The 12529-nt window shown below is 52.7% G+C and carries 7 protein-coding genes; 5 read left to right on the top strand and 2 right to left on the bottom strand.

The window, feature by feature from the left end; all coding sequences use genetic code 11:
• Position 1: 1 nt before the first annotated feature.
• The 4 genes from rplJ (at position 2) to rpoC (ending at position 9632) form a co-directional block, all read left to right on the top strand.
• Entirely contained in the window at positions 2–499 is a 498-nt protein-coding gene (gene rplJ, locus KUE00_RS12090) for a 50S ribosomal protein L10 (protein WP_246760152.1), read from the top strand.
• Between the two features lie 60 nt (positions 500–559).
• Entirely contained in the window at positions 560–925 is a 366-nt protein-coding gene (gene rplL, locus KUE00_RS12085; RefSeq protein WP_246760151.1) for a 50S ribosomal protein L7/L12, read from the top strand.
• 321 nt (positions 926–1246) lie between these two features.
• Complete coding sequence (rpoB, locus tag KUE00_RS12080; RefSeq protein WP_246760150.1) at positions 1247–5275, top strand: DNA-directed RNA polymerase subunit beta; 4029 nt, start codon at positions 1247–1249, stop codon at positions 5273–5275.
• A 136-nt stretch (positions 5276–5411) separates the two neighbouring features.
• The gene (gene rpoC, locus KUE00_RS12075; protein WP_246760149.1) at positions 5412–9632 is read left to right on the top strand and encodes a DNA-directed RNA polymerase subunit beta'; all 4221 of its coding nucleotides are present in this window, start codon (positions 5412–5414) and stop codon (positions 9630–9632) included.
• Positions 9633–9775: 143 nt separating this feature from the next.
• Here rpoC and KUE00_RS21865 read toward each other — a convergent pair whose 3' ends face one another.
• Together KUE00_RS21865 and KUE00_RS12070 are read right to left on the bottom strand one after the other, a co-directional pair.
• The gene (locus tag KUE00_RS21865) at positions 9776–9901 is read right to left on the bottom strand and encodes a hypothetical protein (protein WP_281434603.1); all 126 of its coding nucleotides are present in this window, start codon (positions 9899–9901) and stop codon (positions 9776–9778) included.
• 474 nt (positions 9902–10375) lie between these two features.
• Entirely contained in the window at positions 10376–10567 is a 192-nt protein-coding gene (locus KUE00_RS12070; RefSeq protein ID WP_246760148.1) for a DUF1127 domain-containing protein, read from the bottom strand.
• A 167-nt stretch (positions 10568–10734) separates the two neighbouring features.
• Here KUE00_RS12070 and KUE00_RS12065 point away from each other — a divergent pair, with 167 nt between their 5' ends.
• Positions 10735–12174, top strand: coding sequence for an aminotransferase-like domain-containing protein (locus KUE00_RS12065; protein WP_246760147.1), 1440 nt, complete (start codon positions 10735–10737; stop codon positions 12172–12174).
• The last annotated feature ends 355 nt before the right edge of the window (positions 12175–12529 follow it).

The raw sequence follows: 12529 nt of genomic DNA, 5'->3' as shown, positions 1-12529 counted from the left end.
AATGGCATTAAATCTTCAAGACAAACAAGCGATTGTTGCTGAAGTCACCGAAGTAGCCAAAGGCGCGCTGTCTGCGGTAGTTGCGGATTCTCGCGGCGTACCAGTAGGCAAAATGACTGAACTGCGTAAAGCAGGTCGTGAAGCTGGCGTTTACATGCGTGTTGTTCGTAACACCCTGCTGCGCCGCGTCGTTGAAGGAACTCAGTTTGAGATCCTGAAAGACACGTTTGTTGGTCCGACCCTGATTGCATACTCTATGGAACACCCGGGCGCTGCTGCTCGTCTGTTCAAAGAGTTCGCGAAAGCGAATGCAAAATTTGAGGTCAAAGCTGCGGCCTTTGAAGGTGAGCTGATCACGGCGGCGAATATCGACCGTCTGGCAACTCTGCCAACTTACGAAGAAGCACTGGCACGTCTGATGTCGACCATGAAAGAAGCCGCTGCAGGCAAACTGGTCCGCACTCTGGCTGCCGTACGCGACGCAAAAGAAGCTGCATAAGCTTTTTTGCCTGTTGCACTTTAACGTATAAACTATTTCTGATTCACAGGAACAATTGTCATGTCTATCACTAAAGATCAAATTCTGGAAGCAGTAGCGGCTATGTCTGTAATGGACGTTGTTGAGCTGGTTTCCGCTATGGAAGAAAAATTCGGTGTTTCTGCTGCTGCCGCTGTAGCTGTTTCTGCTGGCCCTGCTGAAGCTGCTGAAGAAAAAACTGAGTTCGACGTTGTACTGAAAGCTATCGGCGCTAACAAAGTTGCCGTGATCAAAGCAGTACGTGGCGCAACTGGTCTGGGCCTGAAAGAAGCTAAAGACCTGGTTGAGTCTGCACCTGCTGCCCTGAAAGAAGGCATCAGCAAAGACGACGCAGAAGCTCTGAAGAAAGCACTGGAAGAAGCTGGCGCAGAAGTTGAAGTTAAATAAGCCAACCTTTCAGGTTGCAGCCTGAGTTAATCAGGCTGATGGCTGGTGACTTTTCGGTCACCAGCCTTTTTGCGCTCTACAGCGTCAACGGCCTTTCACACTGTTTAGCTGTTGATTTGCTTAATATCTTTCTCTATCGACGCCTTAATATACTGCCTTCCTGCACGGTTCCCTGCCGGGCAACGGCGATGAAATGATTTAAGAGTGATAGAAAGAGGTATTACGGAAGATAGTCATTCCGGGCCAACAAAATAGTGTTGCATGAACTGTCCCCCCTGGACGGACAGAGAGGTTCTACTTTTCAGCGAGCTGAGGAACCCTATGGTTTACTCCTATACCGAGAAAAAACGTATTCGTAAGGATTTTGGAAAGCGTCCACAAGTTCTGGACATTCCTTATCTCCTTTCTATCCAGCTTGACTCGTTCCAGAAGTTCATCGAGCAAGATCCGGAAGGTCAATATGGTCTGGAAGCTGCCTTCCGTTCCGTGTTCCCTATCCAAAGCTATAGCGGTAATTCCGAGCTGCAGTATGTCAGCTACCGTTTAGGCGAACCTGTTTTTGATGTGAAAGAGTGTCAGATTCGTGGCGTCACGTATTCTGCGCCTCTGCGCGTTAAGCTGCGTCTGGTGATCTACGAGCGTGAAGCGCCGGAAGGCACCGTTAAAGACATCAAAGAGCAGGAAGTTTACATGGGCGAAATTCCGCTCATGACCGATAACGGTACCTTTGTCATCAACGGTACGGAAAGGGTTATCGTTTCTCAGCTGCATCGTAGTCCTGGCGTCTTTTTTGACAGCGATAAGGGTAAAACCCACTCATCGGGTAAAGTGCTGTATAACGCACGTATCATCCCTTACCGTGGTTCCTGGTTAGACTTCGAGTTTGACCCGAAAGACAACCTGTTTGTTCGTATTGACCGTCGCCGTAAGCTGCCTGCGACCATCATTCTGCGCGCGCTGAACTACACCACTGAGCAGATCCTTGACCTGTTCTTCGAAAAAGTCGTGTATGAAATCCGCAACAACAAGCTGCAGATGGAACTGGTGCCAGAGCGCCTGCGCGGTGAAACTGCCTCCTTCGATATCGAAGCCAACGGTACGACCTACGTTGAGAAAGGCCGTCGCATTACTGCACGTCATATTCGTCAGCTGGAAAAAGATGGCGTTGAGCACATCGAAGTTCCGGTTGAATACATCGCAGGTAAAGTCGTCGCTAAAGATTACATCGACGAAAGCACCGGCGAACTGATCGTTGCCGCGAACATGGAGCTGTCGCTGGATCTGCTGGCCAAACTGAGCCAGTCCGGCCACAAGCGCATTGAAACGCTGTTTACCAACGATCTGGATCACGGCCCGTACATCTCTGAGACCGTACGCGTCGACCCAACCACCGATCGCCTGAGCGCGCTGGTTGAGATCTACCGCATGATGCGTCCTGGCGAACCGCCAACGCGTGAAGCGGCTGAAAACCTGTTCGAGAACCTGTTCTTCTCTGAAGACCGCTACGATCTTTCTGCGGTTGGCCGTATGAAGTTCAACCGTTCTCTGCTGCGTGACGAGATCGAAGGTTCCGGTATCCTGAGCAAAGACGACATCATTGAAGTGATGAAGAAGCTCATCGGTATCCGTAACGGTATTGGCGAAGTGGATGATATCGACCACCTCGGCAACCGTCGTATCCGTTCCGTCGGCGAAATGGCTGAAAACCAGTTCCGTGTAGGTCTGGTGCGCGTTGAGCGTGCGGTGAAAGAGCGTCTGTCTCTGGGCGATCTGGATACCCTGATGCCGCAGGACATGATCAACGCCAAGCCGATTTCTGCAGCAGTGAAAGAGTTCTTTGGTTCCAGCCAGCTGTCACAGTTTATGGACCAGAACAACCCGCTGTCTGAGATTACGCACAAGCGTCGTATCTCGGCACTTGGCCCGGGCGGTCTGACGCGTGAGCGCGCAGGCTTTGAAGTTCGAGACGTTCACCCGACTCACTACGGTCGCGTGTGCCCAATCGAAACGCCTGAAGGTCCAAACATCGGTCTGATCAACTCGCTGTCCGTGTACGCACAGACCAACGAGTACGGTTTCCTGGAAACCCCATACCGTCGCGTACGCGAAGGCGTGGTGACCGACGAAATTCATTACCTCTCTGCAATTGAAGAGGGTAACTACGTTATCGCTCAGGCGAACACCAACCTCGACGACGAAGGTCACTTCGTAGACGACCTGGTGACCTGCCGTAGCAAAGGCGAATCGAGCCTGTTCAGCCGCGATCAGGTTGACTACATGGACGTTTCCACCCAGCAGGTGGTTTCCGTCGGTGCGTCACTGATCCCGTTCCTGGAGCACGATGACGCCAACCGCGCATTGATGGGTGCAAACATGCAACGTCAGGCGGTTCCTACTCTGCGTGCTGATAAGCCGCTGGTTGGTACCGGTATGGAACGCGCGGTAGCGGTTGACTCCGGTGTAACAGCCGTAGCGAAACGTGGTGGTACCGTTCAGTACGTGGATGCATCCCGTATCGTTATTAAAGTTAACGAAGACGAAATGTACCCGGGCGAAGCCGGTATCGACATTTACAACCTGACCAAGTACACCCGTTCTAACCAGAACACCTGTATCAACCAGATGCCGTGTGTCAACCTGGGCGAACCAATTGAACGTGGTGACGTGCTGGCCGATGGTCCTTCAACGGATCTGGGTGAGCTGGCGCTGGGTCAGAACATGCGCGTCGCGTTCATGCCGTGGAACGGCTACAACTTCGAAGACTCCATTCTGGTCTCCGAGCGCGTGGTACAGGAAGATCGCTTCACCACCATCCACATTCAGGAACTGGCGTGCGTGTCTCGTGACACCAAGCTGGGGCCAGAAGAGATCACCGCCGACATCCCTAACGTGGGTGAAGCAGCGCTCTCCAAGCTGGATGAATCCGGTATCGTCTATATCGGTGCTGAAGTGACCGGCGGCGACATTCTGGTCGGTAAGGTAACGCCTAAAGGCGAAACCCAGCTGACGCCAGAAGAAAAACTGCTGCGTGCGATCTTCGGTGAGAAAGCGTCTGACGTTAAAGACTCTTCTCTGCGTGTACCAAACGGCGTGTCCGGTACCGTTATCGACGTGCAGGTCTTTACCCGCGATGGCGTGGAAAAAGACAAGCGCGCGCTGGAAATCGAAGAGATGCAGCTGAAGCAGGCGAAGAAAGACCTGTCTGAAGAACTGCAGATCCTCGAAGCTGGCCTGTTCAGCCGTATCAACTACCTGCTGGTTTCCGGCGGCGTTGAAGCGGAAAAACTGGACAAGCTGCCGCGCGAGCGCTGGCTGGAACTCGGCCTGACCGACGAAGAAAAACAGAGTCAGCTGGAACAGCTGGCGGAGCAGTACGACGAGCTGAAGCACGAGTTTGAGAAGAAACTCGAAGCGAAACGCCGCAAAATCACTCAGGGCGATGACCTGGCACCTGGCGTGCTGAAAATCGTTAAAGTGTATCTGGCCGTTAAGCGTCAGATTCAGCCTGGTGACAAAATGGCAGGTCGTCACGGGAACAAAGGTGTTATCTCCAAGATCAACCCGATCGAAGATATGCCATACGATGAGAACGGCACGCCGGTCGACATCGTATTGAACCCGCTGGGCGTACCGTCACGTATGAACATTGGTCAGATTCTTGAAACCCACCTGGGTATGGCTGCAAAAGGCATCGGCGAGAAAATTAACGCCATGCTGAAAAAGCAGGAAGAAGTGAGCAAGCTGCGTGAGTTTATTCAGCGCGCCTACGATCTGGGCACCGACGTGCGTCAGAAAGTTGACCTGAATACCTTCACCGACGATGAAGTGCTGCGTCTGGCTGAGAACCTGAAAAAAGGTATGCCGATTGCCACTCCGGTGTTTGATGGTGCGAAAGAGAGCGAGATTAAAGAGCTGCTGCAGCTCGGCGGCCTGCCTTCTTCCGGTCAGATTACGCTGTTTGATGGCCGTACCGGCGAGCAGTTTGAGCGTCAGGTTACCGTTGGCTACATGTACATGCTGAAACTCAACCACTTAGTGGATGACAAAATGCATGCACGTTCTACCGGTTCTTATAGCCTGGTTACTCAGCAGCCGCTGGGTGGTAAGGCGCAGTTCGGTGGACAGCGCTTTGGTGAGATGGAAGTGTGGGCACTGGAAGCATACGGTGCCGCTTATACCCTGCAGGAAATGCTGACCGTGAAGTCTGATGACGTAAACGGCCGTACCAAGATGTATAAAAACATCGTTGACGGCAACCATCAGATGGAGCCGGGCATGCCGGAATCCTTCAACGTACTGTTGAAAGAGATCCGCTCGCTGGGCATTAACATCGAGCTGGAAGACGAGTAACTCCCTGATTTCGGGCTGCGGTCGATACCGCCGCGGCCTGAAAGATAGTCGGGAATATCTCGAGTTCGTACTGGTTACAGGATGGCCCGGCTTGCCGGGCCATCTTGAGAAGTCTCACTCCGACGGGAGCTAATCCGTGAAAGACTTACTTAAGTTTCTGAAAGCGCAAACTAAGACCGAAGAGTTTGATGCGATCAAAATTGCTCTGGCCTCGCCAGACATGATCCGTTCCTGGTCTTTTGGTGAAGTTAAAAAGCCAGAAACCATTAACTACCGTACGTTCAAACCAGAACGTGACGGGCTTTTCTGTGCGCGTATTTTCGGGCCGGTAAAAGATTACGAATGCCTGTGCGGTAAGTACAAGCGTTTAAAACATCGCGGCGTGATCTGTGAGAAGTGTGGCGTTGAAGTTACACAGACCAAGGTTCGTCGTGAGCGTATGGGCCACATCGAGCTGGCTTCGCCTACTGCGCACATCTGGTTCCTGAAATCGCTGCCATCACGCATCGGTTTGCTGCTGGATATGCCACTGCGCGACATCGAACGCGTGCTGTACTTCGAATCTTATGTGGTTGTTGAAGGCGGCATGACCAACCTTGAGCGCCGTCAGATCCTGACTGAAGAGCAGTATCTGGACGCGCTGGAAGAGTTCGGTGACGAATTTGACGCCAAGATGGGTGCGGAAGCGGTTCAGGCCCTGTTGAAAAACATGGATCTGGAGCAGGAGTGCGAGCAGCTGCGTGAAGAGCTGAACGAAACCAACTCTGAAACCAAGCGTAAAAAGCTGACCAAGCGCATCAAGCTGCTGGAAGCGTTCGTACAGTCTGGCAACAAGCCAGAGTGGATGATCCTGACCGTGCTGCCTGTGTTGCCACCGGATCTGCGTCCGCTGGTGCCGCTGGACGGCGGTCGTTTCGCGACAAGCGATCTGAACGATCTGTACCGTCGCGTGATCAACCGTAACAACCGTCTGAAGCGCCTGCTGGATCTGGCTGCACCTGACATCATCGTACGTAACGAAAAACGTATGCTGCAGGAAGCGGTTGATGCGCTGCTGGATAACGGCCGTCGTGGTCGTGCGATTACCGGTTCTAACAAGCGTCCGCTGAAATCTTTGGCCGATATGATCAAAGGTAAGCAGGGTCGTTTCCGTCAGAACCTGCTGGGTAAACGTGTTGACTACTCTGGCCGTTCCGTTATCACCGTTGGTCCATACCTGCGTCTGCACCAGTGTGGTCTGCCGAAGAAAATGGCACTGGAGCTGTTCAAACCGTTCATCTACGGCAAGCTGGAGCTGCGTGGTCTTGCTACCACCATCAAAGCCGCCAAGAAAATGGTTGAGCGTGAAGAAGCTGTCGTCTGGGATATCCTGGATGAAGTGATCCGCGAACACCCGGTACTGCTGAACCGTGCACCAACGCTGCACCGTTTGGGTATCCAGGCATTTGAGCCAGTCCTGATCGAAGGTAAAGCTATCCAGCTGCACCCGCTGGTTTGTGCGGCCTATAACGCCGACTTCGATGGTGACCAGATGGCTGTTCACGTACCGCTGACGCTGGAAGCCCAGCTGGAAGCGCGTGCGCTGATGATGTCTACCAACAACATCCTGTCGCCAGCGAACGGTGAGCCAATCATCGTTCCTTCTCAGGACGTTGTACTGGGTCTGTACTACATGACCCGCGACTGTGTTAACGCCAAAGGCGAAGGCATGGTGCTGACTGGTCCAAAAGAAGCCGAGCGCATTTACCGTGCTGGCCTGGCCTCTCTGCACGCTCGCGTTAAGGTGCGTATCACCGAACACGAGAAAAGCGAGCAGGGCGAGTGGACGTCGAAAACCAGCCTGATCGATACGACCGTAGGCCGTGCGATCCTGTGGATGATCGTGCCGAAAGGTCTGCCTTACTCTATCGTCAACCAGGCGCTGGGTAAGAAAGCGATCTCTAAGATGCTGAACACCTGTTACCGCATCCTGGGCCTGAAGCCGACGGTTATCTTTGCTGACCAGACCATGTACACCGGCTTTGCCTATGCAGCACGCTCCGGCGCGTCTGTGGGTATCGACGACATGGTGATCCCGGAGAAGAAAGTCGAGATCATCAGCGAAGCGGAAACCGAAGTTGCCGAAATCCAGGAGCAGTTCCAGTCTGGTCTGGTAACCGCTGGCGAACGCTATAACAAAGTGATCGATATCTGGGCTGCGGCCAACGAACGCGTTGCGAAAGCGATGATGGAAAACCTCTCTACCGAAGTCGTGATCAACCGCGACGGCGAAGAAGAGCGTCAGGTTTCCTTCAACAGCATCTTTATGATGGCCGACTCCGGTGCTCGTGGTTCTGCTGCGCAGATCCGTCAGCTGGCCGGTATGCGTGGTCTGATGGCGAAGCCAGACGGCTCCATCATCGAAACGCCAATTACCGCGAACTTCCGTGAAGGTCTGAACGTACTGCAGTACTTCATCTCGACCCACGGTGCTCGTAAAGGTCTTGCGGATACCGCACTGAAAACCGCGAACTCCGGTTACCTGACTCGTCGTCTGGTAGACGTTGCGCAGGATCTGGTGGTGACCGAGGACGACTGTGGTACGCACGAAGGCATCATGATGACTCCGGTTATCGAAGGTGGCGACGTGAAAGAGCCGCTGCGCGAACGCGTACTGGGTCGTGTAACCGCAGAAGACGTGCTGAAGCCGGGTACGGCCGACATCCTGCTGCCACGCAACACCCTGCTGCACGAACAGCAGTGTGACCTGTTGGAAGAGCACTCTGTCGACAGCCTGAAAGTCCGCTCCGTTGTTAGTTGTGAAACTGACTTCGGCGTGTGCGCCCACTGTTATGGACGCGATCTGGCGCGTGGTCACATCATCAACAAAGGTGAGGCCATCGGCGTTATCGCAGCACAGTCCATCGGTGAGCCGGGTACTCAGCTGACCATGCGTACGTTCCACATCGGTGGTGCGGCATCGCGTGCGGCAGCCGAATCCAGCATTCAGGTGAAGAACAAAGGTACCATTAAACTCTCTAACGCCAAGTCGGTTACCAACTCCGCTGGCAAACTGGTTGTCACCTCGCGTAACACCGAGCTGAAAATGATCGATGAATTCGGTCGTACCAAAGAGAGCTATAAGGTTCCTTACGGTTCTACCATGGCGAAAGGCGACGGCGAGCAGGTTGCAGCGGGCGAAACCGTAGCAAACTGGGATCCGCACACCATGCCGGTAATCACCGAAGTGAGCGGTTTCATTCGCTTCACCGACATGATTGACGGCCAGACCATTACCCGCCAGACGGATGACCTGACCGGTCTTTCTTCTCTGGTGATCCTGGACAGTGCAGAACGTACTTCCGGCGGTAAAGATCTGCGTCCTGCGCTGAAAATCGTTGATGCTAACGGTAACGATGTAATGATCCCAGGCTCCGATATGCCTGCTCAGTACTTCCTGCCGGGTAAAGCGATTGTGCAGCTGGAAGATGGCGTGAAGATCAGCTCGGGTGATACCCTGGCTCGTGTTCCGCAGGAATCTGGCGGTACCAAGGACATCACCGGTGGTCTGCCACGCGTTGCTGACCTGTTCGAAGCGCGTCGTCCGAAAGAGCCAGCGATCCTGGCGGAGATCAGCGGTATTATCTCCTTCGGTAAAGAGACCAAAGGCAAACGTCGTCTGGTCATTACGCCGGTTGACGGTAGCGATCCGTACGAAGAGATGATTCCGAAATGGCGTCAGCTGAACGTGTTCGAAGGTGAGCGCGTGGAGCGTGGTGACGTGGTTTCCGATGGCCCAGAGTCTCCACATGACATTCTGCGTCTGCGTGGCGTGCATGCGGTGACCCGTTATATCACTAACGAAGTGCAGGAAGTTTACCGCCTGCAGGGCGTTAAGATTAACGATAAGCACATCGAAGTCATCGTTCGTCAGATGCTGCGTAAAGCAACCATCGAAAGCGCAGGCAGCTCCGACTTCCTGGACGGCGAGCAGGTTGAAGTTTCACGCGTTAAGATTTCTAACCGTGAACTGGAAGCCAACGGCAAAATCGCGGCAACCTATATGCGCGATCTGCTGGGTATCACCAAAGCGTCGCTGGCAACCGAGTCCTTTATCTCGGCTGCATCCTTCCAGGAAACGACGCGCGTACTGACCGAAGCAGCTGTTGCGGGCAAACGCGACGAACTGCGCGGCCTGAAAGAGAACGTTATCGTTGGCCGTCTGATCCCAGCCGGTACCGGTTACGCCTATCACCAGGATCGTATGCGTCGTAAAGCGGCAGGCGAAGCGCCGGTTGTGCCTCAGGTGACCGCAGACGAAGCTTCTGCCAGCCTGGCGGAACTGCTGAACGCGGGTCTGGGTGGAAACGACGATTAATCGCCGTTTTTGCTGACCGTAAAAACCCCACCTCGGTGGGGTTTTTTTATACCCATAATTTAAGGATACAGAGCAAAAAATACGCTACGTTTATTGCTGGCCGCAGATATTAAAAAAGCCGCTCCGAAGAGCGGCTTACGGCCTTACCTGTTCTGATGCACGTTGAACAAGATATGGATATCTGACACGTGTACCTGCCAGCTTCCTTTCCCGCTCAGCATCAGTACCATGAATAACGCAACCAACAGAAAAAAATAGCGTCTTTGCATGGGAGATTCCTTTCTCAGGAACCGCTATCGTTTATGGCCCACCGGAACGCTACAAACGAAACAAGCACATTGACTGGCTTGCGTTCACGGTATAGCAGAACCCTTCTCCTTACTCCGGTGGCCTGCGGCAACAGGTGAGATGGTCCCGCCGCCACAATAACAACTGTAAGACCGAGCGGCATATCTTCATCAACAATATGCGATATTTTACGCATTAAATTATTGTATTTATTATAATATCACGGCAATTTCGTGATCTTAGTAGCGTTAATAACCTCTAAAGACTTCACCACAAAAAATAGCTGGTCTTTTACTCTTGCTGTCTATATATTAACCATCGACTGGCTTGCTTTTGCACTTTAAGTTGTACAGTTCAAAACGGGACGGCAATTCTGTTTTGAAATAAAAAACCCCGTTCTGACGGGGTTTTTTATTTCTGTCTGCCCTGCATTATCCGGGTATTACTGGTCCTGATTATCTGAATCTCTTTACGTCTTCGCTGGTCAGCCCAATATCTTTTAGCTGTGCATCGCTCAGTCGTGCTAATACTTTTTGGCTCTGCACCCGGTGCCGCCAGGCCAGCCACAATCGCCGCGGTAACCTGAACATCAATACAAAAGGTGATGCGCTAAAAGGTTTTCCGCCCTTGTTTTCATTGAATTCCATGCCTGCCTCCCACTGTTCCGCCGTAGGTTTATTCTGCGCGGAAAGAAATCAGTGAGACAGATGCAATAATCACTTTTATTTAACATACAGTCTGCGCGATAGTAGTTCTGAATGGCGATCTACCTTAGGATCTGTACTGGTTTTCTACCTGAAAGAGACAGGAAGCGATGACACGTTACGAGCATCTGGCTAAGTTATTGGCGGAGAGAATCAACCAGGGGCTTTATCTCTGTGGCGAACGGCTGCCATCAGTCAGAGCGCTAAGCAAAGAGCATGGCGTCAGTATCAGTACGGTACAGCAGGCTTATTATCTGCTGGAAGAGCAGCGGCTGATTACGCCCCAGCCTCGTTCTGGCTATTTTGTGACGCCGCATAAGCTGGGGCATCCTTTACCTGCTTTAACGCGCCCGGTTCAACAGCCGGTGGATGTCACCCAGTGGGACGAAGTCCTGGCGATGCTGAGCACGCGACAGGAGAAAGGTCTTTTTCGGCTTGGCTACGGCAGACCTGATTTGACGCAGCCTACCCTCAAGCCGCTATGGAAAATTATCACCCGCATCGGGCAGCAGCAGGATGCAGCAATGCTGGATTACGACGACATTTATGGCGTGTATGAGCTGAGGGAACAGATAGCGCGTCTGGCTATCGACAGCGGCTGCCAGCTGATGCCGGAAGAAATTGTTATCACTAACGGCTGCCAGGAAGCGCTCTCGGTCTCTGTACGTGCGGTTTGCCAGCCTGGCGATATCGTAGCGGTCGAGTCGCCTGCCTATCACGGCATCATGCAGACCCTTCGCGGCTTTGGCGTTAAGGTTATTGAAATTCCGACAGACTCACAAACGGGTATCAGCCTTGAAGCGCTGGAGCTGGCGCTGGAGCAGTGGCCGATTAAGGCGGCTATTGTGGTGCCCAACTGTAATAATCCACTGGGGTTTATTATGCCGCAAGCGCGCAAGCGCGCACTACTGTCGCTGGCGCAACGCTTTAATATCGCCATTATTGAAGACGATGTTTATGGCGAGCTGGCGTGGCAATATCCACGGCCCTGCACCATAAAATCATTCGATCAGGAAGGTCGCGTCCTGCTGTGCAGCTCTTTTTCCAAAACGCTGGCCCCGGGCCTTCGCGTAGGCTGGGTTAGTCCCGGGCGTTATCTGGACCGCGTACTGCACATGAAATACATCGTCACGGGGGCCACCGTCCAGCACACGCAACTTGCCGTAGCGGAGTTTGTCCGTCAGGGATTTTACCACGCGCATCTTCGGCGAATGAGGCAGTGTTACCAGCGCAGCCTGGACGTTTTTACCGCCTGTGTATTACAGCATTTCCCTTGTGGCGTCTGTGTGACTCGTCCACAGGGGGGTTACCTGCTGTGGATAGAGCTACCGGAAACCGTGGACACGACATGGCTGGATAAGCAAATGCGTAAGCATCGAATTCAGATTGCCGTAGGCTCAATGTTTTCCGCTTCCGGCAAGTATGACAACTGCTTACGGCTGAACTACGGGTTACCCTTTACAGAACAAACAGAAGAAGCGCTGAAGCTGCTGGGCAAGATGATAGAGGAGGCGATGGAAGCAAGCCTTTCTGAGCAAGCGGTAAGGTGAGGCAGGCCCGGGAAAAGGGAAGGCGGTTCCGGGCCTGGGCGCTAGCTGATAACGCCAGCACCAACTCTACGCCTGTTAACAGATCCGGTCAGAAAAAGAGATCGTTTGTGGAAGCCGTGCCGAAGATTTTTTATAGTCTTGCCGCTTATCTCAATAAATTAAAAAGTGTCGATATCGCTACATTGATTTTCAGATGGTCCGAATATTATTAAATAATAATAGTTCCAACTGGAGTAAGCTGGATATAAAACGCCTTATAAATTTAAATATCTCCTTGAGCTTTATCTTAAACTTATTTGCCAGGCATTTTGGCTGTTGTGGTTATTTCACTCCCCTGCTAATTTTATAAAAACCT

Source organism: Erwinia phyllosphaerae (genome assembly GCF_019132875.1).
GTDB lineage: Bacteria > Pseudomonadota > Gammaproteobacteria > Enterobacterales > Enterobacteriaceae > Erwinia > Erwinia phyllosphaerae.
The sequence above is the reverse complement of the archived record's forward strand: the minus strand, read 5'-3'. Positions and strand labels throughout refer to the sequence as shown.